This window comes from Jeotgalibaca arthritidis (assembly GCF_011100465.1).
GTDB classification, from domain to species: domain Bacteria; phylum Bacillota; class Bacilli; order Lactobacillales; family Aerococcaceae; genus Jeotgalibaca; species Jeotgalibaca arthritidis.
The window spans coordinates 651,226-675,871 of sequence record NZ_CP049740.1 but is presented as its reverse complement, the minus strand read 5'-3'; the positions used below and the strand labels follow the sequence as shown (position 1 = coordinate 675,871).

Here is a 24,646-nt window from a genome sequence, read left to right as displayed (position 1 = left end):
CTTTTGACAATAATGTCCATCTGTTTTGAGGGCATAGTCCATTCGAAGCAAGGGGTATTTCCTTTAAACTATCTGTAAATTAAGAAAGAAAGGCGGCTAGTCTAATGAGTAGTACAAAATGGGTAACTAAGTATTTAACCCCGTATTGGTTTGGGTGGACATGGGCAAGTTTGTTAACGATATTGACGGCTTTTATGAACGTTATCTCTCCTTATATCGGTGGTGTTCTAGTTGACCGCGTTATTAATAGTGGTGAATTAAATCTATTGGAACCCTTATTGCTGTTAATGATTGCATCAACAGTTGTTCGAATGGTTTTACGTTATGTGTTCCAACTTCAATTTGAGCAAATTAGTCAAAATGTTCTCTATAAAATCCGCGAGGAGCTCTATGTTAAATTGCAGGAGCTTGATTTCACCTTCTTCAATACGACACGAGTAGGAGACATTATGGCTCGAATGACGGGCGATACAGATGCCATTCGTCATGCAGTAGCGTGGGCATATTTTAATATTTTAGATAATATTGTTTTGTTTATTTCAGCACTTATTTTCTTAGCAGCATTTGAATGGCGTTTAACTCTTGCTTTGTTAGTGGTGACACCTGTGATAGCTCTTTTAACGGTTTTATTATCTCGTGAAGCCAACCAAGCCTTTTACCATATTAGAGAAAGCTTCTCCCGTTTAAATTCAATGGTAGAGGAACATATCGGTGGCAATAAGGTCGTTAAAGCATTCGCACGTGAAGAATTTGAAATTGAGAAATTTAACCGTCGTAATGAAGATTTTAAAAAGCGAAACTTGGCATCTGCTAAGATTTCCGCTACCTATTTGCCAATTATTGAAACATTCGCTGGCTTTATGAATATTATTGCGATTGGATTAGGCGGTTTGTTTGTTCTTCAAGGGGCCATGTCGATTGGTAATTTAGTCACCTTTAACGGCTTGATTTGGATGTTGAACATTCCTATGCGTAATGTCGGAAACCATGTCAACGACTTGCAGAATTTTAATGCTTCAACCTATAAAATTCGTCAAATGCTAGCAACTGAACCACAAATTCCTGTCAGCTCACAAAAAACAGTTGATAAGTTGCAAGGTGATGTCGAATTCCAGCATGTTTCCTTTGCTTTCTCGGATGATCCAGATACAAAAGTTTTAACTGATATTAACTTTAAGTTGAAGGCTGGGCAAACATTAGGTGTGTTAGGTGAAACAGGTTCAGGGAAGTCCACTTTAGTTAACTTGATTTCACGCTTCTTTGATCCAACGGAAGGCCGTGTTCTTCTAGATGGCATTGATGTCAAACAAATGAATGTGATTGACTTACGACGGAATGTTGCGATTGTGATGCAAGATGTGTTCTTGTTCTCTGATACGATTCGTAAAAATATTTCTTATGGAACACCAGGTGCTCGCTTTGAGACCGTTCGTCGTGTAGCCGAAGTAGCTGATGCTGATCAATTTATTGAACGGATGCCCGATCGTTATGAAACATACCTAGGTGAGCGTGGAAGTGGCTTATCAGGTGGTCAAAAGCAACGCTTGTCTTTAGCACGTGGGTTAATTAAAGACCCATCTATTTTAATTCTGGACGATACCACATCTGCTGTCGATATGGAAACAGAAGTGAAAATCCAAGAAGGGTTGAAAAAAACGAGTGAGCAGAAAACGACGATTATCATTGCAAACCGTATTTCTTCTGTTAAAAACGCCGATATTATTTTAATTTTATCGAAGGGACAGATTGTAGAACGTGGCAATCATGAAGAATTGCTGGCTAAGGGCGGCGCTTACTATCAAATATATGAAGAACAGCTCGGCCAGGCTGAAGTAGAGGAGGAACGATCAGATGAATAATGCCTTTTCTGAAATGAAAGAAAATAAAATTAATACGCAGAATTTCAAACGACTAGGTAGTTATTTGTTGCCTTACAAGTCTGTTGTAGTGAAACTGTTAATGGTTATTATTTTCTCCAATATCGTCTTGATATTAGGACCCTATTTAACGAGTTATGTGATTGATACAGTCATTCCCACTCAAAATCGACAAGCACTTGTTTGGGTAGTCGTTATTTATACTGTTGCAACGATTTTAAATGGCTTAGCTACCCGTTATCGTATTTTAAATATTACAACTTTAGGACAGGATGTGCTAAGGGACATTCGTTCTGACTTATTTAATCATATGCAAGAAATGTCCTTTAAATTTTTTGATTCACGTCCACATGGTAAGATTTTAACGCGAATTGTTAATTATATTAATTCCTTAAGTAATATTTTATCGTCTGGTTTAATTACGGTTATCTCTGATATTTTAAGTATTGTGGTGACCTTAATTATCATGGTCACCATTGACCCAGTTTTAACCTTGTATAGCTTTTTGCTACTGCCACTTTTATTTATCGTAACGCTAGTGATTAAAAACAAACAGCGGTTGGCTTATGAGGAATTAAGTGAAAAGCAGTCGAATTTAAATGCCTATATTCATGAATCAATTGAAGGGATTAAAACGACTCAATCCTATACCCGAGAAGATATGAACTTTGACATTTTTGCGGATGTTAGTGATCAACAACGAACATCCTGGATGAAGGCTGTTAGGATGCAGTTTTTACTAGGCCCTATTGTTCAAGTCATTGCTACAGTAACGATTTCTTTCATTTACTATGCGGGAATTAAGAGCTTAGGTGTTAATGTATCGACAGGTGTATTGATTGCCTTTGTCGCTTATGTGAATAACTTTTGGAATCCGATTATTAACTTGGGTAACTTCTATAATTCACTCGTTTCAGGAACCGTTTATTTGGACCGAGTTTTTGAAATGATGGACTTAGATCCGTTAATTACAGAAGCTGAGGATGCCTTTGAAATGCCGCCTGTTAAGGGAGACGTTGTTTTCCGCGATGTAACATTTGGTTATCAGGAAGGGCAACCCATTTTTGAACACTTGTCATTCCATGTTCAGCCAGGTGAAACCATTGCTCTTGTTGGTCCAACTGGCGCAGGTAAGTCGACTATTACCAATCTGATTTCTCGTTTTTATGATATTCAAGCAGGGCAAATCTTGATTGATGGCATTGATATTCGTGATGTGACGTTGAAATCACTTCGCCATGAAGTTGGGGTTATGTTACAAGACACCTTTATTTTCTCAGGAACGATTATGGATAATATTCGCTATGGGAAACTGGATGCAACTGAGGAAGAGATTATTGAAGCTGCTAAAGTAGTAAGGGCTCATGATTTTATCAAGGACTTAAAAGAAGGTTACCATACGATTGTTCAGGAACGAGGAAGCACTTTGTCGGCTGGTCAACGTCAATTGATTTCCTTTGCCAGAACCTTATTGGCTGATCCGAAAGTATTGATTTTGGATGAAGCGACGTCAAGTATTGATACCCAAACTGAGATTCTGCTACAAGAAGGGTTGGATTATTTACTAGAGGGGCGGACAGCCTTTATCGTTGCTCACCGCTTATCGACCATTCGAAATAGTGACCGTATCTTCTTTATTGGTAACCGCCAAATTTTAGAATCGGGTTCACATGCCGAGCTGATTAGTCAAAAAGGACGCTATTACGACTTGTATCGGACGCAATCAGAATTGCTGAAAAAAATGTAACTTAATAAAAAATGCTAGTGAGTTTATCCAAACCTATGCCTACGATGCAATACCAATATTAACTATAATTCCTATGCAGAACAAGTCACAGGTAAATTCGCGATGTTGAAGATAGCTAAGTACTTAAAATTAGAACTAGTAGCTCTTTAAAAAATAAAATGTAGTCAAATAGCCATCAGCTCAGATTTTCATCCCAGCTGATGGTTGTTTTTTTGGTTGTGAGGAAGTTCAGCGTTCAAAAACGTTCAGATGTAGCTTCAGAAGAGAAAACCCTAGAACAAATTTTTAATTTTCTCGATATTTTTAATAATAACGGATGTTGTTCCGTCAGGATTATTAATAAATTCGACAACTTCAGGATCTTTGTACAATTCTAGAGGGATACTAATTTCAATCCCGTTATCTAAACGGAATTTTTGTTTAGAATATTTCGGTCCAGCTACAGCTACTTCAGCAGGAGCACGGTCGACATAACCCATCTCATTGATTTGCTCAAAAAACTTTTCTTTTTTAGCATAGCTATCGCCGTACAAGGTCTCGGCAATGATTTGGTTATCAATGACATTTTCCTCGTTCATACTATGTACAATAGCTTCTTTTGTCTCAGCGAGAACTTGGAATTCTTCGTCGTTAAAGGCCTTACTCGTTTTTTGAACAGCCTTTTTAATAATTGCAATATTTTCCTTTAAGCTTGGTTGTGGCTTATCCTCTAAAAATAACTCAGTAAAGTAGAAGACTTTTTCTGCCAACTCATCAATCAAATGTTTTTTCTCAATGACGTGGTATTCCATATTAGTGAGGTTTAATACCATTCCTTCTTGAATAGCTTGGCGCGCACTCGGTAAAATTGACCGATTCACGATCAATTGATTCGTCAAAGTGTCATCTTCATAGGAAACATGATGAGTAATTGAATCTGAATGATTCAGTTTAAACAAACCTAAACAAGGCACTTCATCCATAGTAAAGAGTGTAAATAACAAATCTGCCGGTGGAATTTCAGAATTGATTTTAGTAATGGCAAAAAACTTTTCCGTTAACTCTTTAGTCGCTTCAATAAAATCCGTTTCAATACGATTAAAAACTGGAACTAATGGATTTTCGTCAGCTAGCATACCAGTTTTCATGCTGTCGGAATCTTCTACTTTTTCAATTTTGGCATGAATATAATCTAAGGTGAATTTCTCGCTAATATCCAATCCCGCAAAGGAAAAAATAGCTTCATTGCTGTTTAAGTCAAAAATATGTAAAATAGCTTCTTTTATATAAATCATTGGGCTACCTCCGTTTCAGTCACGCTTAGTAGTATCTCACACATTTGAATTTCCTAAAAGTGAATTTTGATTTGCAAACCGCCTATATTTGTCTTATATTTGAAAGAACGACTGATTTAATCAGAATGGAGCATAACAATGACTCAACCACAACCATACGGCACAGTGTTGCTGAAAGCTGAGAAGATATTGAGTTTTCTAGCTTCCAAAAGTGAGCCACAGCCCTTACATGTGATTGCCAAAGAGACGGAAATGACAAACTCAACGGTATCTAAAATTTTATCTACCTTAGAATTAATTGGTTATATTCACCGAAATGACAAAACGAAAACCTACCAATTGGGTAGTGGTCTCGTTAAATACGCCAACCAATATTTGAAGGATTTAAGTATTTCAAAAATTGCTTATCCTTATTTAAAAGATTTGCATCGTCTGTTAGATGAAACGGTTCATCTGTCCATTCGTGAAGGCAACGAAATGCTGTATCTCAATAAGCTAGAATCAACCCAGCCCATTGTTGTCACAACATCTCGCATTGGATTTACGAAGCCCATGTACGCCTCAGCTATGGGGAAGGCTGTGTTAGCAGAATGTCCAACAGCAGAATTGGATGATTATTTTTCAACCGTGAGGATGACGGCCTTTACCCCGAATACACTTGTAGACCGCGATGATTTAGAAAAAGAATTTCAATTTGTGCAAGAGCACGGCTATGCCTTCGACAACAGTGAAGAGCAAATCGAAGTTTTCTGTATTGGTGCATCCTTATCAGTGGATGGGAAGAATTACGGCGCCTTTAGTGTGAGTATGCCAACTTACCGCAGAACACCTGAATTAGAAGAAAAAGTAATTTCTGCTATTTTGGAAACGAAGAGAAACATTATTCAAGAGTTAAAACAAGTTTATCATTATTTATAAAAGAGAAGAGACAGCCTTTTTTAGTGAAAATGGGTTGTTCTCTTCTCTTTTATATTCTATAATAGAAGAAACATTTCCTATTAAAAAACAAACTTTCCTATTCGGAAAGAAAAGCAATTTTACTAGGGATTTAAATTTTAATAACATTTGTAACCGTAAACATTTAAAAAATAGAGAAAAAGAGGGTCCGTTATGAAACAAAATATTTTATGCGTTGGAGAAACACTTGTCCGCTTGTCAACTCAAGTTGGGGTTCACTTTTACGATACGATTAGTCTAAATTTAAACTATGGTGGAGCTGAAGCTAACGTTGCGATTAACTTGGCTAACTTAGGCCATAAAACAACTTACTTCACCAAAGTACCTAACAACCAATTAGGTCAAACTGCGATTAAAAATACACAAAAATACGGAGTCGATGCAAGCCATGTTATTTACGGTGGCAACCGCATTGGGTCTTATTATCTAGAAGCAGGGGCTGGTCCTCGTGCCGCAAATATTATTTATGATCGCGCTCATTCCGCTATTTCAGAAATGAAAGTAGACGAAATCAATTTTGATGAGCTATTAGAAGGAAAAAGCATGCTTCATATTACAGGGATTACGGCAGCTCTTTCTAAAGATAGTGCTGAAGTGACTTATCAATTGATAAAAGCAGCTAAAGAAAAAGGATTGGTTGTTAACTTTGACGTCAACTTCCGTTCTAAATTATGGTCTGTGGAAGAGTGTGCGGTTTTCTTGAAACGTGTTCTTCCTTATGTAGACTACTTATCAGCAGGTAAATTGGATGCCATCAACTTCCTTGGTGTGAAAGAATTGGATCCTGACCAAACAACAACTGAAATTGAGCAATTGGATTACTATTTTGGAAAAATCCATGAATTATATCCAAATATCCAAATTTTCTATGCAACAATCCGTAATGTGATTTCAGCAACCCACAATACGTTACAAGGTGCATTTTGGAAAGATGGCATTACTTACTATTCGAAAATTCAAGATATGGACCACATCATTGATCGTATTGGTGGGGGAGATGCGTTTGCGGCAGGTGTTTTACATGGTATTTTAGAAAATTATGATCCAGAATATACCATTAACTTCGCAACAGCATTATCATCATTGAAACATACCATTTATGGAGATGTGTCACCATTCACGGTGGAACAAGCAGAACGTACGATGACACACGATGCGCGTGTTGATCGCTAATAAATAAGTTAAATAAATAATGAGTAGACAATTAGTTTCGTTAATGTTATTCTAATGTAACATATAGATAGAGGTAGCAATGTAAATGAGTAAGACATGGGAGAAGGCATTCTAGGATCATGTTTGAAAGGTAATCATTGCCGAACAGTTAAAATTGGCAAATTTTAATTGTGGGGATGTGGGGAACACCTACATCACTCCTGCTTGCAAAAGTGGTGGTGCTAAATATTTTGTCTACATCTGCTTGTATACAATATAAAGGCGCCAGAAATGGCGTCTTTTTTTGTTATAATAAAAGAAAATAAAGTAGCAGATGAATAGTAGAATCGAGGAGAGAGACAATGACGGAATTACACATTGGCGGTGTTGCCGCTAGCCAATTAGTGGCGCAATATGGCAGTCCCTTATATGTTTATGATCAACAACAACTTGAAACGAATTTACAAGCTTATAAACAAGCCTTCCAATCTGATCGTTTTCCAACCAAAATTTTATACGCATCCAAAGCCTTCCAGACGGTTGGGATGATGAATTTGGTCAACCAATATGGTTTTGGTGTGGATGTAGTGAGTGCTGGCGAATTGTATACAGCCTTACAATCAGATGTGCCAGTTGACCATATCTACTTTCACGGCAATAACAAATCAACAGAAGAACTGAAAATGGCTTTTGAATCGGGTATGCAACATATTGTTTGCGATAACCTAATGGAATTGACAGAGTTGAGTCAGCTAGCAAATGACTACAAACAGCCGATGCAAATTATGTTTCGTTTAAATGTCGGCATTGAGGCTCATACTCATGAGTATATCGTGACGACTCACATTGACTCGAAATTTGGTATGGCTTATGATAGCTCAGACTTTAAAGCTTGTTTAGAGCTATTAAACGACAATGACTACCTTGAGCTAGAAGGCTTCCATGTTCATATTGGTTCTCAAATTTTTGAAATGGATGCCTGGTATGCGGCTATTGATAAGATGGTGTCTTACTTGAACGACTTTGACCAACCGTTAACCCTTAATTTAGGTGGTGGCTTTGGTGTTCGCTATACCGAGGACGACAAGCCACTAGGGATTGAGGAAACGATGAACCAATTATTACGTTATTTGGACCAATCGTTAACGGCAGCAGATTTAACCGTTAAAGAACTAATTATTGAGCCGGGACGCAGTCTAGTTGCCGAAGCAGGTTATACCCTTTACGAAATTGGTTATCAAAAACAAACACCAAATAAAACGTATTATTTTGTAGACGGTGGTATGGCAGATAACATTCGTCCAAGTTTGTACCAAGCGAAATATAGTTGTGATGTGGCCAATAAAATGGATGCAGAAAAAACAGAACACGTAACAGTGGCTGGAAAATACTGTGAATCGGGCGATGTTTTAATCCAGGATGTTGCATTACCAAAAGTTGAAAAAGGCGATTTACTCGTCGTTTATGCAACAGGTGCATATGGCTACTCAATGAGTAGCAACTACAACCGTAGTTTAACACCAGCCGTTGTTTTTGCTAAAGACGGCCAAACAACTGAAATTGTCAAACGTCAAACTTACTTAGACTTGTTACGTAACGACCTAAAATAGAAACTGGAGGATGATTAGATGTTAAGCGGATCTTTAGTAGCCATTATTACGCCAATGCATGAAGATGGCAGCATTCACTTTGAAAAAATGGGTGAATTAATTGAATACCATATCGACAACCAAACCGATGGGATTGTGTTGTTAGGAACGACAGGTGAAGCGTCAACTATGACCTTTGAAGAGGAGAAACAATTAGTTTCTTTTGCAGCTGAAAAAATCGCTAAACGCGTGCCCCTTATTGTCGGCAGCGGTAGTAACAACACGGTGACAGCTGTAGAAAATAGTAAAGCTTTTGCTGAACATGGTGCGGATATGCTGTTAGTAGTAACGCCGTATTATAATCGTGCCAACGAAGGCGGTATGGTTCGCCACTTTGAAGCTATCGCTAATAGTGTTGACATTCCGATTATTTTATACAATGTGCCAGGGAGAACAGGATGCAGCCTGTCTGTATCAGCCGTAGCGACACTAGCTAAACATCCTAATATTATTGGGATAAAGGAAGCATCAGGTGATATTAGTTATGCCGTTAAACTGGCTCCTTTATTGAATGATGACTTTGCTATGTATAGCGGCAATGATGATATTATCGTGCCACTATTGAGTTTAGGTGCCAAAGGTGTGATTAGTGTTTGGGCGAATATTATGCCGAAAGAGGTTCATGATTTAGTTAGCCTCTATTTAGAGGGTCGCCATCAAGAGTCATTAGCGATTCAAACTGCTTATTTAGACTTGGTTGATGCGCTCTTTTATGAAACTAATCCTATTCCAGTTAAGCACGCCATGAATGAGTTAGGTTTTGGTGTTGGTCCACTCCGAATGCCACTTGGTGAAATGGATGCTCCTAATTATCAAAAATTAGTTGCTGTTTTAGCCAAGTATAAGGAGGTATGGTCTTGAAAATCGGTTTAGTAGGTTATGGTGCTATGGGACGGGTTGTGGAGGAATCTATTCAAGCAGACGACGAATTAGTTGTTTTTGCACCCGAAACAAATCGGTCCTTAGCAGACTATCAAGAAAAATTAGCAGTGTTAATTGATTTTTCAAACCCGGCCAACTTGGATAGTATTGTCCAATATGCTAGTGACTACAAGGTGCCCGTTGTAATTGCAACAACAGGTTTTTCAAGTGAGCAACAAGCAAAAATTACAGCTCTAAGCGAAAAAGTTCCTGTTCTTATGAGTGCTAATTTTAGCTTAGGCGTTATGTTAGTTAATCGGATGTTGAAGGACTACAGCCCGATTCTAAAGGACTTCTTTGATATTGAAGTCATTGAGAAACACCATCGATTAAAAGTAGATGCGCCATCTGGAACAGCTAAAATGTTTGCTGATACCATTAATGAGACGCTCAACTATGATTTTGTTTATGGACGAGAAGGCGTTAGCAAGCGCCAAGATAAAGAGATTGGCATTCATGCGGTTCGTGGTGGCAGTATTGTTGGCGAACATGAAGTTATTTTTGCTGGTCAAGACGAAGTCATTTCAATTAAACACGAAGCTTTTTCGAAACGGATTTTTGCTGTTGGCGCATTAAATGGTGCTAAATGGCTAGCTGGAGATAAAGAAGCAGGTTTTTATGATATGAATGACGTTTTATTTGATTAAGGAAGAAACGCGGTTGGGAAAAACCAATCGCGTTATTTTTATGGTTGATTTTTAATCGAATTCTAATCATATGCCCGACATGTTAATGAAAGAAAAAGTGACAAATTCAAAAAATAGACCAATGATATAAAAATATTCTAAAGTCATAAAGCTTCCGGCTCTATGCCTTTAGAATATTTTAATAAGAAGTATCAAGAAAGCTATCTGCCCAAATCAAAAATTTTAACAACTTTTTATTTTTTTGGTATGATTGAATAACAATACAATAAAGGAGGAAAAATATTGACTTACCGCGGAAGTGCAAATCTTACTGTAAAAGATTATCTCTTTTTAAATTTAGCAGCTACTACCAAAAATTATATAGTTTATTCGGGCCTCTCATTAATGATTTGCTCTTTATTTTTTTTAAGTTTTATGCGAGATTTCACGATAACAAAACAAATTTTTTCTGTTTTTATAATCTTTTCAGTCACTTTCCTTTCTCTTCTGCTTATTCAAGTGATTGGTTTACTAATATGGTTGAAAAAATTACCTCATTACATTGGCCAAAGGACATTTATTATCAACAATGAAGGAGTTGAATTAAAGCAATTTAAAAAAAATGAAGGCGATTTTTACTCATGGGAAGAGTTTCAGGGCCTAATCAACCTAAAAAAATACTGGCTTTTAAAAATAGATGATAAACAGATTAAAGTGATTCCACATAAAGCTTTTAAGAAAAATGAAATCCTAAAAATAAATCAATTAATGAGTAGTAAGATAGAATTTTTAAAATAAGATTACTACTTATTCTTTCTTGTATTTATTTATTGACCAGATAAAACATCAAAATGCTAGAAAAGCAAGTATGATATAGCCTATCTTTTCATTAGCAGTTGCATAGACAACTAAAACACTAAAGATAATTCCGTTGAATATCAAAATACATATTAAAGTTAAGAGTACAAATTATGCTATATAAAGTATGATGCAAATAGACCCGTTGATAAATAAAGTATCAACGGGTCTATTTGCAATATATCATTTAATTGGGTATCTGCCTAAAACATGTAAAACTGTTACTCATTTTTTCTAAATGTCAATGCCAATACAGTGGCAAATCCTATCGGTCCTCCTAAAGTTGCTAAAAGTGGTGTAGCTGCAACAAGAAGTAGTCCTATTACAATAACGCCAGTGGTTGCTATTGTTTGCATTTCTAATGAACTTAAGAAACTCGAGTAGTCCTCGTTACTAACCGTCACACCTGCGGGTCCTGGAGTAACAAATGTTCCATCATCAATTTCAAATGTAATCCGGCACGAAGCTCCCATCGTACTTCCATCTGACAATGTAATAGAATTAAAATTAACGATGTAATTGTATAACATTTTTCCGCTTCGATAACCTACTGAAAGAACGACATTTCCTTTGCCGTCTAGATTTCCAGAAAGCTGCTCCATTGCATCTTTGGCATTATAGAATTCAATATCATCTAATTGCTTTTCTCGCATATAATCGAAGTAGGGTCCTTCTAGGGTAAGCTGTGGTTTGGTAATATTTACACTGAATAGATTGGCAACTGGAGAGTCTGAATTGATATCAAGCGTGAGCTTCACCTTCATGACAATATTGCTGCTGATACGGATGGATTTTTCCGTTTCCCACATATCGACCGTAAGAGGAATATCTTTAAAAAATGGAATCCCGAAAAAGTTATTCTTCATATGATTTAAAATCTCACTCTTTTTTTCAGCAAGACTCAACGTGTCATCCTCTAGCAATTGTTTTTTTACCGCTTTTCGAATATCTTCTAATCGGTTCGTTGCATGATAAAAAGCTGTACCTGGACAAGAGGTGGCACCGTAATTACTATCCATATCTCTGTGTCCTAGAATATTATTTGGAGAAATCCCATACTCTTTACATAAATAAGTCAGCAACGGAATTAACTTTTCCATTTGAACTTTTTCAGGATATGCGTAAGTAAAATCTCCAAATAGACTGACACCAATCGAATCATAGTTATGTGGACTACCAACATGTGCGCCAACATATGGCAGCGATCTGCCTTCCATAATGGTCCCTTGTTGGCCAATACAAAAATGATAGCCTATGTCTCCCCAGTCTAAGCTTTGATGATAATTTTGAACCCCTCTCATTACTTGATAATCACTTCCCACTTGTGGCTGTGCACCAGCAGTATGATGGATAACGATGTATTTAGCAGTATCTAGTTCACCTGACATACCGGATAATTGAACAGGATTAGCTCCCCAACTTGCTCTTGATTCGATTGTTATTGGGGCATTACTAAAATCTATCCCTTCTAACAAACCGCCACCAGGTCCTGTCGGTTCTGTATTGCCAGAATAAACAGGATAGCTAGTAAAGGTACTATCACTATCTCCAGCCCAGATCGCTACTTTTCCAAAACTTTCCGTTTGAATGACGTAAACATCCGTTACTTTTGTTTCAAGAATTCTGTAGGATAGTCCACCATAGGTAGAAGGTGCTAATGTTCCAACTCGGTATTCAGGAACATACGGACCTTGTACACTGTAAACGGACCATGAATTAATAGTGGGTGAAAGATTCAAATATGTTTCACTTGAACTACCTCCTGCAAAGCTACCTTCATCATAAATCGGCGTTCCAGTAATAGAACTATCATTGTCTCCCGCCCAAATAGCAACTGTTCCAAGACTCTCTGTTTGGATTGTGTACACATCTGTCACTGGGCTCCCTAAAATAGCATAAGAAAGTCCACCATATTGTGCAGGTGCCAATAACCCAACTCGACTCTCTGGTAAATAGGGGCCGGAAACGTTGTAAACAGACCAAGTTGGGATATGAGGATGAAGATTGAGGTACTGGCCTGTACCTGATGCATTGCCACCACCCATTCCACCATTAATCGGATCTAAATAAACAGGTGTCGTTGTAAAAGTACTATCACTATCTCCGGCCCAGATGGCTACCTTTCCAAAACTTTCCGTTTGAATGATATAAATATCGCCATCAAGTTTTTCTAAAATTTCATAAGACAATCCGCCATACGTAACAGGTGCTAATGTTCCAATTCGACTGTTCGTTAAGTAGGGGCCATTAGGATGATAAATGGACCAACTGGGAACAGATGGACTAAGATTGAGATAAAGGCCGGTTCCACCAGTTGGAGCACTTGAGCCATTCGTATAAACAGGAGACGCAGTAAAACTACTATCACTATCTCCAGCCCAGATGGCTACCTTTCCAAAACTTTCCGTTTGAATCACATACACATTCCCACCAATATCTTCTAAGACTTGATAAGATAAACCACCATACTGTGCAGGTGCTAATTCACCGACTCTATACTCAGGTATATAGGGTCCAGAAATAGCATAAACGGACCAACTTGGATTGTGCGGTTTTAAATTTAAATAGTTTCCTTCATTTGCCATGTTATATTCTCCTCTATAGTTTATTTTCCGTATAGCTTTCTTTAATACGTTCTTCTAATCGTTCAATTGATTCAGTGACTTCTGTAATTTGTTTTTCAAATCGAGTAAAAAGATAAATCACAAGAACAATTGGAAAACCGAAATTGCCAATCATAGTTACTGTTTCTTCCATGTATTCACTCCTTATTCATTAAGACTCAAAGAGATAAGCTTCTACTGTCTGAATGCAGACTAGTTGATATTCTTGTAAGAAATCCTGCTGAAGATCAGTTGGAACACCTTTTAGATACTTTAAAAATAATGGTTGTAAAGATTGAAGTATGTAAGCATGATTTTTTTCTTTCATGGCACATATTAGCTCTCTATCCACTTAATCACCCCTATTCTTTTCTAAAAAAGAGTAGATATGGCTATAGCATATTTTTTTAGTCTTAGAAATATATGCGGGAGAAACTTGAAACTTTTGCGCTACTTCTACTTGGCTTTTCATTTCTACAAAAAGAAGCCATAATATTTCCTGTTGACGATAAGATAAACTTTCTAGCGCTTCAATAAGATCAACATTTTCAAAAGCATAGGCCCATTCTCCTGTAAAGTACGCGTTATTTTCTTCATAATCTACATTGTTTTCAATCATCTCTTCAAATAATTCTTGATACATATACTTCTGACGATCTCTAAATAAATCTTTTTGTTTATATTTCACCTTATGTGTAATCAAACTCGTTAACATATATGCTTTATCTTTATCTCTGTCAGACAGAATCATCTCTTTTTCTGTAAACTTAGAAAAACTATCAGTTTTATTTGTATGATCAGTGTGCACCCTTATCATCCTTCCTGATGAGCTCTTTTTATGCTTACACTAATAAAGAGGAAAAAAGAGTGTAAAAATTAACCTCAAACTTTAAAAAGGGGAACTTATGTTCTTTTTTTACCCAAAAAAAAGAGGCTTTAACCTAACAAAATAGTCATATATGACTATTTCGTTAGGTTTTCTTATATTCATGGTAAAATATAAAATGTTACAACATAATATATTTAGGAGGAAAGAAAAAAAAGAAATTTTGTGTTTCGGCTAGTAACTATTTTAGGCATGCTGTCTTGCATGCTTACAATCTACCAACAAGAGGTTTCCGCTGATTTTATCGATAACAATGGTAACGTTGTTAGAGAGTTTAATGAGAGCGAAGTAAATTTCTTAAATGAGGATTTTTATCCTAATGAAGAAGCATATAGCGCTTTAGAAAATATGATGCTTAGGTATCCACTTTCTATAAGAAAAATAAATCCAAAAGTAACAACTGAATATTCGGGTTTTAAACGCGTATCAGATGATCTTAAAACAGGTTCTGCAGGGGGATCAATTAGTGTAAATAATAGTGTCACTATATCTGGTGGGACTACAGGTAATGTTTATGGAATCTCTGTACAATCTGGGAAATCTACTACAAGTTCAGTAGGTTACACTTTAAATGTTGGACCAAATAAAACAGCATATGTAGGTTATAGAGCTGTCTATAGAGTTGAACGTGGAATAAGAGAAGTTTATAGAACAGGTAGCGGAATTATAGAAACTAGCAATAGCTATACTGCAAAACTAGTTACAAATGGAGAATATGCACTTATTTACAAATAATAAAGGAGGTCTTAATATGAAAAAAATTTTCATTTATATCCCTATTCTAATATCTTTAATAATAACAATAATCCTTATTATTATTCCAAGTGCTTTAATCCCTAACGGTTATGAGCTAGCAATTGATGGATATATTTTGTCTAGAACACTATGTATTTTATATCTGTTAAATTTACTATCAAAAATAGGTTTTTATTTTTTAAAAAAACATAGTAATAATAACCTGAATAATTCATAGTTTTACTGAAATGCTCTTTAAATGTTGTCCCAACACTGTTTTTCGTCTTGTTATCCGGCACCCTTTGAGTGTACAAAAAGAACCCCAATCTGCTATGGTTAAAGCGCCTAAACCTAACCAAAGAAAGGGGGTCTCTCAATGGCTACATTACAGGAGAAACACGTAAATTTCAACTCAAAAATGGTGGTAAACAATATGGGCGGCAATCTTTCTACGGATTCTGGCTTGATTTTGGTAAAGGAATTCATGGATTCAATTGGCTTCTCAAAATTAGCCCGCCAGTTTCTCACCTTCCAAGACAATCGCAGCTACTGGCTTCATGACAACATCTCCTTACTGGAACAACTCCTGTTCCAGATGCTTTTAGACACGCTATGTGGAATGGCAATCTCACACAAAGAATTGGATCTACTCGTGCCAAGGTATGGACTGACGCCCATGAAGCTGACTCATCGGGGGTAGATAAGGAAATGGATTTATTTAATAATGGATTAGGAAGAACCATAGGAAGTAAATATGGCTCTCATTCAAATGGTTTAGCTGTTAAAAGTATGTCTGACGAGATATATAGTTCAATAAAAAGCGGAAAAGGCAGAGTCGTTAAAAATGGTAAATTAGTAAGTCCTGCATTTTAGAGTGTAATTAAACGGAGATGAATTTATGAAAACCAAATCTTTTATTCTCTTTTCAGTTGTTTTTATATTAGCTATTGTGCTTTTATTTTTACCACGTAGAGCAATAGATATCCTACCTAATAAAAATGAAGTAGAATCTGTCTCAATCAAAAAAGATAATGAAAAAGTACAGTCAACAGATAAAGACATTATTTCAAACATAATCGATAATATTGAGAATGCAAGAAAAACTTTTCGTTCAAGCATTAATGATCAACCTTTAGAAAATCACTTCATTACAATAGTCTTTACAAGGGATAATGAACAAACAGATACATTTTATTTGTACCAATCAAAAAATGACTATTTCTTAGAAAAACCCTATGAAGGTATCTATAGAATATCTCAAGAGATAGAGGAAAATATCATATCTTTGTTTAATTCCTTAAGTAACAGGTAGATTGAAATAAAAAATACCTAAAGGAAACTGTTAACCAAAAGTATCACATCGGCCAATAACTTCCACAATAGACATGCTACAACTAATTATTGGATTTAACTCTGCTTCATATTTAGTCTTAAATAATAAAAAGTCATTCTGAATCATCCATTTTTTTCCTTCGGAATGACTTTTTTCGTACAAATTTCAACAACTTTATTGCGCCAGTATTTTTCTATATCTCTCATGTAATTTCTCGCATCAAGTATCTGCAAACTTGGAGTCAAAATAAGGGAACAGAGAAGTTTTGACAATGGCAGAAGGTTTGACATTCGAAGAAAGTTTTAACAAATTACTGGAAAGAGACCAGACAAGTCCAAGCGATTCCGAACGCAGAGCATTATTCTATATCCTCTCCGGAAACAAAGACCTATACCAAAAAGTAAATGGCATCTTTGATTTTGAAAAGGTAGACTTCTGTGAGGGCGCCTATCGAATGGTTAAGTTGGCATTTAATTTATATAATGGGTCCCCTGCTCCAGACCCATTAGAATTATTCAGTGGTCTGGACGAATATAATTTTCGGATCTGTATCAATGCTCTTTTCTTAAGGTTTGGGTTCGAGGAATAAAACAAAACTACAAAAAATAGACTCTGGGCAGCAATTTTTTAAGCTATTCAGAGTCCGTTTTTGTATGCTTCTTAATATTTTCCTAAACTTTTTCTTCTCTAAACAATCGCAATAATTGCAATCCATCTGAAGGAAAACTGAATTGTTCTCCGAACCACTGTGGCAACTGAAATGGAGTAAGGGTACCGACGAATAAGAATAGATTAACTTCTGCAAATCCTGCCAACAACGTTTTTCCAACTCCGGTTGGTACAAATTCAAGCATGAGGGCTGCTGCAACCATCATGATAAAGGACAGAAGAGGACCTCCGATCAAACTGATAAATCTTTGGCGCCTATTCAAACCCGTTCCCCATTTACAAAAACCAGAAAAAGCATACTGAATATGAAAATGTAATCTCCCAATATGGAAGTTTTCTTTATTCTCTTTTCCGCGACTACCTAAATAAATATGGACATGTTTATCCGAAGATAACACAGTACCGACGGCATGTCCGCTTTTCTTATCAATTAGGATCATTACTGATAAGTATCCAACCAAGCCATCATGGCGTCAAAGCGGTTCATCCGCAGATTAGGAAGACCGTCTCGTGACAAGCCGTGATTAGATTGCGGGAAGGTAATTAATTTCGTATCAACATGATTTTTCTTCATAGCCACATAAAATTGCTCAGCCTGTTCCATTGGACAACGTAAATCTTGTTCGCTGTGCATCAATAATAATGGTGTTGTAGCTTGGTGAGCATAGGCAAGTGGCGACATCTTCCACAGACCTTCTATATCTGATAAATCGCGTTGCAATTGGAATTCCACAAAGAAAGCACCGATATCACTCGTTCCATAAAATGAAATCCAGTTAGAAATCGACCGTTGCGAAATAGCGGCACGGAAACGATCCGTATGACCAACAATCCAGTTGGTCATAAAACCACCATAACTGCCACCAGCCACATAGAGGCGAGAGCTGTCAATTTCAGGATGTTCATTTAGCACATGAGTCGTTCCTAGCATCAAATCCTCGTAATCCTTATGACCATAATCACCCAGAATAGACGAAACGAATGACTGGCCGTATCCGTTGCCGCCACGTGGATTCAATAGAATAACACCATAACCTTGTCCAGCCAATACTTGCATTTCATGGAAGAAGGATTCCCCATAACAGACTTGTGGGCCACCGTGGATATACAAAATAGCAGGGTGATTGTCCCGCTTCTCAACAGGCGGTAAGTACCAGCCTTGAATATCCCACTGATCAGCACCTTTAAACCAAAAGCGCTCCGGTTCTACTACAGCATGAGACTCAAAATAAGTTTGGTTAGGCTGGTACAAACAATCGAGATGGCCGCTAGCCAAGTCAATGACTGCCAACGCACTTGTTTCTGTTAAAGAGGAGTAAGTGACAACTAACTGCTGGCCGTCTTGCGACAAACTGCCATCTGTAAGATGAAGTGGTTCATCAAAGAGTAAGGTGGTATGACCGTGTCGATCCCCTTTGTATAGTTGGATTTTACCATGGTGAGTGGCTGGGAATAGGAATTCAGAATCTGTTAGCCAAGTCGGACGAATCCCTTGCACGCCTTGCTGGAAGTCTGCCACAATTGTATCAAGTACTTCTAGGTCTAAATCGTCAGTTAAACAAACCAATTCATGTGAAACCATATCGTAACCATAAATCTTATTTAATGACACAAAGGCATGCTCGAAATCATTTCCGACTAATAAGAGATAGTCTTCTTGGTCAGACATGGCTGCAAAATAGAAGCTTCCTTTTGGAACAGTTGTTGTCAGTGAACGTTGTATTTTTGTTTTTAAATCAAAATAGTAGACCGTACTTCCATAAGACCACTCGTCGTCACGATTTAAATCGTCATTCAATAATAAGTAACTCTCGTCCTTTGCTACATAAGACAACCGAACGGGATGACTTTCTTCAAGTAAGGTCTCAACGGTTTGACTTGCAACACTCATTCTCTTAATTAAATGATGACGGTCTTGAGGGAGCACACCCGCGCCATCTAATTTGTAAGTTAGTTTATTAATTTCAGTTGGCGTGGGCAGTTTCTTTTCTGCCGGCTGTGTCTGGCCGTCCTTTTTAGTTAAGGTCGTCGTTTGGTAGAAAATGGCACTTGAATTATCCGCCCACATATAGTGAGAAACGCCTTCTTTTTCAGCTGTTAAGGCAAAGGCACTCCCGCCATCTAGCGGCATAATCATGACTTGCATTTTCTTATCGCTATGATTGTTACTTAAATAAGAAAGGTATTTTTTGTTGGGTGACAGTTGCAAATGAAGTTGCTTGTTCCCACCATCTCCCCATTGTCGGCGTTCTTTGGTTTTTAGGTTGTAGCTGTAAATAGTTGATGTGTAAGAGTTCTCTTCTTTATTAGCAATCGTCTCAAGGTAAAAAACGAGCTCTCCCCACATAAGGGGCTGGCTCAAACTTTTTAAATCAAAGAGACTATCCATTTTTAATGGTTCTTTTGTCAAAATATAACCTCCATCTATTCTCATATAAAATAATTAGAGCATAGGAAGCTTGCGATGTAAAGTGTTTACGATTAGCAACGGATTTTTGACAGTTTTTTTCAATAGAATCGATTTTTTTAGACAAACAGTGCTAATATAGAGCTATCAAATGATTTAAAATTGTGAATAAAGGAGCCAAATGATGGACTATAAACTGATTCCCACTGAGCATTTAGATCAAGTTGTAAAGTTAAAAGACTACTGTTTTGTTAAGCGTCATGAAGCTGACCATATGGATGATATTGTCCCTTGGTTAGAAATAGGGGCTGGGTTAGGTGGCTATGATGGAAAGGAATTAGCTAGTCAGTTACTCATTCATCCACTAGAAATGAATGTATTAGGGCACCTTTATCCAATGGGCGGTATCGCAATGGTATCTACCTATCCCGAATACCGTCAAGGTGGTGTGACGAAAGGCTTGTTGCAAGCAGCATTTAAAAAGATGAAGAAAGACGGCCAAGTTTTATCGGTTTTAAGTCCCTTTTCAATAGGCTTTTATCGTCATTTTGGTTATGAAGTTTTTTTTGAGAATAGCAACTATAGCATTCCCGTTGAGAAAATGGCTCTTCGCCAAGAAACGAGTGGGCGAGTTGTTCGCTTTGATTATGAGAGTGATAACCGTGACGATTGGCTGCCTAAAGTTAAAGCCTTTCATCAAACAATCGTTGAACAAACCAATGGCTATATGGTTCGTGACGATAAGTGGTGGAATCGCCTTAGATTAAGAGAACCCTTTGATCATTTTGGAGTTAGTGTCAACCAATCGGGAGAAGTGGATGGCTATGTCCGTTATGTTTGGAACAAGCCCCAGTTAGAAATAACAGATTTTCATGCGGCGAATGGTCACGCCATGCGGGTATTATGGCAGTATATTCAGTCGCACCAATCACAAGTTTCAACAGTTGTTGGTAAGTCTCCTGTTGATGATTCACTAGCATTCCATCTAAAAGAGCCTGTTTTCGAACGCAGCGGATTCTACGATATGATGATTCGAATTGTTGATGTAGAAGCTTTTTTAAAAGACTACCCCTTTAAAAAACGACATCAACCACTTTATGTGAGTATTGAAGATCCTCATGCTGATTGGAACCAAGCTGTTTTTAAAATTGATACAGATGGTCGCGTTACAAAAGTATTAGCTGTTCAAGATGAAAAATTACTAAAAATGGCAATTGGACCTTTTTCAGCTATGATGTCGGGCTATCATAGCCTTGATTGGTACCGTCAGTTTGGTTTCGCAGAAGTGACAGACCAACAAGCGAAACATTGGCAAGCAGCGATTCCACATGGCAACCCACGATTTAATGACTTTTTCTAAAAGGAGCGATACGAATGACCGAAGCATTATTGATTGTAAACCCGTCTTCTGGTGAAGAAATGGCTACGGAATATGCAACAAAAGTAGCTGAGATACTCAAGGAGCAATATGATCAGGTAACCGTTAAAGAGACCCAAAAAGCAGGCGATGCGCAGGACTTTGCTAAGACAGCTGCAAGAAACCATATCGATGCGGTGTTTGTTATGGGAGGAGATGGCACGGTTAACGAAGGCGTGAGTGGTTTGGCAGAGGAAGACTACCGTCCTGATTTTGGTTTTATTCCACTTGGAACGGTTAATGACTTAGGGCGAGCTCTAGGCATTTCAATGAACCCAGAAGAAGCGATTGAAGAGTTACGCCATCTTAAAAAAGAAAAGATGGATGTTGGTAAAATAAACGATCATTATTTTATTGATGTTGTAGCAGTAGGTGTCATTCCTGGTGCTGTATCCAATGTGGATCCTGAGCAAAAAACACGCTTTGGTGCTTTCGCCTACTTTATGGAAGGGGCAAAGGCTCTGAGAGAAAGTGAGTCTTTCACCTTCCACTTAACAATAGACGGCGAGGAACTTGTGGAAGAATCGATGATGCTATTAGTTTCCTTGTCAAATTCAGTAGGTGGTTTTGAAAAGTTAGTTCCTCAAGCAAAAGTTGATGACGGTAAACTACATCTCACCTTATTGAAGGGTAACAAGCTACTGGATAAGTTAGCGTTATTGCCGAAAGTATTCTCAGGTGAACTAACGGATGACCAACAAATTGTCTATCGTGCCTTTGAAAAAGGACATATTGCGGTTCAAAATGACACAGATATGACCACCAATGTAGATGGCGATGAAGGGGATGCTTTGCCATTAGATCTCATGGTTTTACCGCAACATCTCACAGTTCTTGTTCCAGGTAAATAATGAGTAGGAGGTTTTTATCATGCGCACACGTTTTTTATCAAAGTTAACAAATGGTGAAATTGAAGATTATTTAGACCACAATGATTTGATTTATATTCCAGTTGGAGTAACCGAAACACATGGTGCTTTGCCAGTGGATGCTGAAACGGTATTAGCTGAGGCCGTGGCTTTGAAAATGGCCGAAGCTTCAGATGGTCTTGTTTTACACAATCTGCCTTACTTTTTTGCGGGAGGGACACCCACAGGAAGGGGAACACTTCAACTATCAGTTAAAACAGGTTATGACTATTTGATGGCAATCTCTCAATCGCTCTTAAAGCAAGGCTTTAGACGACAAGTCTATGTGACTTGTCATGGCCCAGCTTATTTGTATGTGAGTAGCATGATTCGTGATTTCTTTAGTGAGACCAATGTTCCAATTCTATATTTGGATTTAATTGCTGTGCCACAAGCTATTGAAGACTTAAGTTTTAATTTCATGGATAAGTTCCACCAAATCTCAATTGGTGCCTATAAAATATTAAACCGTTTGGATGATGTTCCACTAAATGTACCAGAGTCTAATTCGGTTACCTATGACATTAATAAGATGATGACAGGGATGCAAGAGCCACCAGCAAGCAAGCTGGCCAAGTATGCCATGCAGTCGGGAGCGATTGGTTATTACTTTAACGAAGCGAGCACGCATATGGTAACACCGCTCTTAAAAACTGCAGAACAACGAGACGAATTAGCTGATGAAGGAATCGAAGCAATTGATGAACTCGTCACAAAGTTAAATCTTCCTGAAATTGTTGAACACTTACGCCAAGCTGACCACTACACACAAACGGTTAGTCTTGAAAAATATCCCTGGTTAAAAAAATAAAGATTCCCCACTTGCTTTCCGTGAGAAAAAAGAGCAAGTGGGATTTTTTTGCTTATTTGTCGGTTAATTCACAATCGATAAAAAGCAAAAATCAATAATTGAGTCAATAAGTTTTGTTCTTAAATTGATTTCATGTCTTAAAATTGCTTTTTTATAAAACATTTATCGCTCTTAAAATAAAAAAATCCATATAGGAAATGCTTATTTAACGTGTTTTGTAATCGCTATGACATTTTTAGTCAATAAAAATAATAAAGAAAGAAAGCGCAGTCATGGTCTTGTAAAGGCTTTCAGTATAGAATTCATTTAGCGAAAGGAAATCGCTTGCAATGGTATATGTGAGAGAAACTTTAAAGTAGGAGGAAGAATTATGCAAAGCGCTAAAACAGAAGTAGCAGCAACAAAAGCTAGTGGTTTGACATGGAAGCACAGAGTTGGATATGCAGCTGGGGATGCAGGGGGCGTATTGACCCTTATCCTTGTTGGATATATGACTCGCTATATTACTAACGTTCTTGAAGTATCATACGGCATTTTATCTGTTTTATTATTAATTTGGAATTTTTGGGATATGTTTAATGATCCGATTGTTGGGACATTAATGGATAAGAGTTTCGCAAAAAGTAAAGGAGACAAAGACAAGTTCCGTCCTTGGATTCTAGCTTCAATCCCAGTTATCACGATTGGTTTAGTTGCCTTCTTTACTGTACCGAGCTTTTTAGGAGGTATATCGTTAGTTATTTCTCTATTCATTCTAAAAATTATTTATGAGTGGGGATACACCATGATGAACATCGCTATGGGATCGCTATTAGGTGCAATGGCACTTAACGATACAGAGCGAGCAACTCTTTCATCAGCTCGTGGTTTAGGTTCAAGTTTTGGAGCTTTGGGCGGCGGTATTATTATCCCTCAAGTTCTAGCATCACTAGGTGAGAACCCTCGTGGTTACATGATTGCAAGTCTTATTACCGCAGCTTTAGCTGGTGTTATTATTTTCCTACATTTCTCTTGGACACAAGAGCGTAATGCAAGTGCACGTGTAGTTGTAGACGATACGCCAGAAAATAAAGTGAAGTTTACTGATATTATTAATGTATTTAGAAAAAACCGTGCCTTCTTAGCATTGAGTTTACACTCCGTTATTATTGTATTTGGTACGTTCTTGTACAGTACATTTAACCCTTATATGTATGCTGACGTTTTTGGTGACATCAGTATGATGACTTACACATCTATTATTTCTCAAGTATTAGCAATTAGCCTTTTATCTATTGCTCCTGCCTTGACAAAACTGATGGGTGGTACTGTAAAAGTTATTAAAAACTGCCTAGCTCTAGGGATTATTCTAAATGTGGCATTATTTGTTGTCATGCTATCTGTTGATGTTGTACCGCTTCTTTTTCTAGTTATTTCATCTATTGGTTACGGGCTGATTAATATGTCTGTTCAACTTCAATGGGGACTAGTAAGTGAAGCGATTGACTACAACGAATACTTAACTGGTAAACGTACAGAAGGTGCTATTTACGGTACATTCTCACTAACACGTCGCGTTGGACAAACGATTTCACAATCAATAGGTGTATTGATGATTGGTTGGATTGGTTACAACCCAGAGTTGACTAACCAAGGATTGACACAAAGTGACGGAACAACCCTTGGTATTGTTGCCATGACACTTATTGCTCCAGCAGCAGCAGCTGTTATGTCATGGGCGATTTTCACATTTGTATGGAATATTAACGATGACTTGCGTGCTGATATTTCAGCATGGCGAATCGAACAAGCTGCTGGAAAAGAATAATTTAGCCTA

The 24,646-nt window shown here is 37.4% G+C and carries 23 protein-coding genes, 1 pseudogene and 1 riboswitch; of the genes and pseudogenes, 18 read left to right on the top strand and 6 right to left on the bottom strand.

All coding sequences use genetic code 11. The annotated features are described in order from the left end of the window. The first annotated feature begins 104 nt into the window (after window positions 1–104). Window positions 105–1,859 carry an ABC transporter ATP-binding protein gene (locus G7057_RS03395; protein WP_166161351.1) on the top strand — a complete coding sequence of 585 codons (1,755 nt, stop codon included), beginning with the start codon at window positions 105–107 and terminating at the stop codon, window positions 1,857–1,859. Continuing rightward, a complete protein-coding gene (locus G7057_RS03390) occupies window positions 1,852–3,624 on the top strand; it encodes an ABC transporter ATP-binding protein (protein ID WP_166161349.1) in 1,773 nt (590 codons plus the stop codon). Before G7057_RS03395 ends, G7057_RS03390 begins: the two co-directional genes overlap by 8 nt. Before the next feature lie 272 nt (window positions 3,625–3,896). Here the strand turns inward: G7057_RS03390 and G7057_RS03385 are convergent, their stop codons facing one another. Next, on the bottom strand, window positions 3,897–4,898 hold the full coding sequence (locus tag G7057_RS03385; RefSeq protein ID WP_166161347.1) for a nucleoid-associated protein: 1,002 nt from the start codon (window positions 4,896–4,898) through the stop codon (window positions 3,897–3,899). Between the two features lie 138 nt (window positions 4,899–5,036). Here G7057_RS03385 and G7057_RS03380 point away from each other — a divergent pair, with 138 nt between their 5' ends. From G7057_RS03380 to G7057_RS03355, 6 genes are all read left to right on the top strand, one after another. Then, window positions 5,037–5,816 (top strand): IclR family transcriptional regulator, encoded by a 780-nt coding sequence (locus G7057_RS03380; protein WP_166161345.1) that lies wholly within the window; start codon window positions 5,037–5,039, stop codon window positions 5,814–5,816. A gap of 192 nt (window positions 5,817–6,008) precedes the next feature. Then, window positions 6,009–7,028, top strand: coding sequence for a sugar kinase (locus G7057_RS03375; protein WP_166161343.1), 1,020 nt, complete (start codon window positions 6,009–6,011; stop codon window positions 7,026–7,028). 60 nt (window positions 7,029–7,088) lie between these two features. Then, window positions 7,089–7,260, top strand: a riboswitch (Lysine riboswitch). Between the two features lie 109 nt (window positions 7,261–7,369). Continuing rightward, window positions 7,370–8,617, top strand: a complete 1,248-nt coding sequence (gene lysA / locus G7057_RS03370) for a diaminopimelate decarboxylase (protein WP_166161341.1) — start codon at window positions 7,370–7,372, stop codon at window positions 8,615–8,617. An 18-nt stretch (window positions 8,618–8,635) separates the two neighbouring features. Further along, entirely contained in the window at window positions 8,636–9,517 is an 882-nt protein-coding gene (gene dapA, locus G7057_RS03365; protein WP_166161339.1) for a 4-hydroxy-tetrahydrodipicolinate synthase, read from the top strand. Beyond that, complete coding sequence (gene dapB / locus G7057_RS03360; RefSeq protein WP_373836115.1) at window positions 9,514–10,224, top strand: 4-hydroxy-tetrahydrodipicolinate reductase; 711 nt, start codon at window positions 9,514–9,516, stop codon at window positions 10,222–10,224. Before dapA ends, dapB begins: the two co-directional genes overlap by 4 nt. A gap of 282 nt (window positions 10,225–10,506) precedes the next feature. Then, complete coding sequence (locus tag G7057_RS03355) at window positions 10,507–11,001, top strand: hypothetical protein (RefSeq protein ID WP_166161335.1); 495 nt, start codon at window positions 10,507–10,509, stop codon at window positions 10,999–11,001. Between the two features lie 281 nt (window positions 11,002–11,282). On the opposite strand, the gene G7057_RS03350 is transcribed toward G7057_RS03355, so the two are convergent. From G7057_RS03350 to G7057_RS03340, 3 genes are all read right to left on the bottom strand, one after another. Beyond that, window positions 11,283–13,646 (bottom strand): peptidoglycan recognition protein family protein, encoded by a 2,364-nt coding sequence (locus G7057_RS03350; protein ID WP_166161333.1) that lies wholly within the window; start codon window positions 13,644–13,646, stop codon window positions 11,283–11,285. 13 nt (window positions 13,647–13,659) lie between these two features. Further along, a complete protein-coding gene (locus G7057_RS03345) occupies window positions 13,660–13,818 on the bottom strand; it encodes a YvrJ family protein (protein WP_166161331.1) in 159 nt (52 codons plus the stop codon). Between the two features lie 198 nt (window positions 13,819–14,016). Beyond that, complete coding sequence (locus tag G7057_RS03340) at window positions 14,017–14,472, bottom strand: hypothetical protein (protein ID WP_166161329.1); 456 nt, start codon at window positions 14,470–14,472, stop codon at window positions 14,017–14,019. Window positions 14,473–14,754: 282 nt separating this feature from the next. Here G7057_RS03340 and G7057_RS03335 point away from each other — a divergent pair, with 282 nt between their 5' ends. The 6 genes and pseudogenes from G7057_RS03335 (at window position 14,755) to G7057_RS03310 (ending at window position 17,207) form a co-directional block, all read left to right on the top strand. Then, on the top strand, window positions 14,755–15,285 hold the full coding sequence (locus tag G7057_RS03335; protein ID WP_166161327.1) for a hypothetical protein: 531 nt from the start codon (window positions 14,755–14,757) through the stop codon (window positions 15,283–15,285). Between the two features lie 16 nt (window positions 15,286–15,301). Further along, window positions 15,302–15,523 (top strand): hypothetical protein, encoded by a 222-nt coding sequence (locus G7057_RS03330; RefSeq protein WP_166161325.1) that lies wholly within the window; start codon window positions 15,302–15,304, stop codon window positions 15,521–15,523. Between the two features lie 138 nt (window positions 15,524–15,661). Further along, window positions 15,662–15,886 (top strand): annotated as a pseudogene (locus G7057_RS03325) (transposase); the annotation flags it as partial. Between the two features lie 11 nt (window positions 15,887–15,897). Continuing rightward, window positions 15,898–16,158: a DUF6973 domain-containing protein gene (locus G7057_RS11985; RefSeq protein ID WP_405002641.1), complete on the top strand. Its 261-nt coding sequence runs from the start codon at window positions 15,898–15,900 to the stop codon at window positions 16,156–16,158. 25 nt (window positions 16,159–16,183) lie between these two features. Continuing rightward, entirely contained in the window at window positions 16,184–16,597 is a 414-nt protein-coding gene (locus tag G7057_RS03315) for a DUF5301 domain-containing protein (protein WP_166161323.1), read from the top strand. A 292-nt stretch (window positions 16,598–16,889) separates the two neighbouring features. After that, window positions 16,890–17,207, top strand: a complete 318-nt coding sequence (locus G7057_RS03310) for a DUF6075 family protein (RefSeq protein ID WP_166161321.1) — start codon at window positions 16,890–16,892, stop codon at window positions 17,205–17,207. Window positions 17,208–17,289: 82 nt separating this feature from the next. Here the strand turns inward: G7057_RS03310 and G7057_RS03305 are convergent, their stop codons facing one another. Next, the gene (locus G7057_RS03305) at window positions 17,290–17,727 is read right to left on the bottom strand and encodes a hypothetical protein (RefSeq protein WP_166161319.1); all 438 of its coding nucleotides are present in this window, start codon (window positions 17,725–17,727) and stop codon (window positions 17,290–17,292) included. Continuing rightward, complete coding sequence (locus G7057_RS03300; protein ID WP_319592857.1) at window positions 17,727–19,697, bottom strand: S9 family peptidase; 1,971 nt, start codon at window positions 19,695–19,697, stop codon at window positions 17,727–17,729. Before G7057_RS03300 ends, G7057_RS03305 begins: the two co-directional genes overlap by 1 nt. Window positions 19,698–19,878: 181 nt before the next feature. Here G7057_RS03300 and G7057_RS03295 point away from each other — a divergent pair, with 181 nt between their 5' ends. From G7057_RS03295 to G7057_RS03280, 4 genes are all read left to right on the top strand, one after another. Next, window positions 19,879–21,054: a GNAT family N-acetyltransferase gene (locus tag G7057_RS03295; RefSeq protein WP_166161317.1), complete on the top strand. Its 1,176-nt coding sequence runs from the start codon at window positions 19,879–19,881 to the stop codon at window positions 21,052–21,054. A gap of 14 nt (window positions 21,055–21,068) precedes the next feature. Further along, complete coding sequence (locus tag G7057_RS03290; protein WP_166161315.1) at window positions 21,069–21,962, top strand: diacylglycerol/lipid kinase family protein; 894 nt, start codon at window positions 21,069–21,071, stop codon at window positions 21,960–21,962. Window positions 21,963–21,981: 19 nt separating this feature from the next. After that, the gene (locus G7057_RS03285) at window positions 21,982–22,830 is read left to right on the top strand and encodes a creatininase family protein (RefSeq protein WP_166161313.1); all 849 of its coding nucleotides are present in this window, start codon (window positions 21,982–21,984) and stop codon (window positions 22,828–22,830) included. Window positions 22,831–23,200: 370 nt separating this feature from the next. Next, on the top strand, window positions 23,201–24,637 hold the full coding sequence (locus G7057_RS03280; protein WP_166161311.1) for an MFS transporter: 1,437 nt from the start codon (window positions 23,201–23,203) through the stop codon (window positions 24,635–24,637). Window positions 24,638–24,646: the final 9 nt, after the last annotated feature.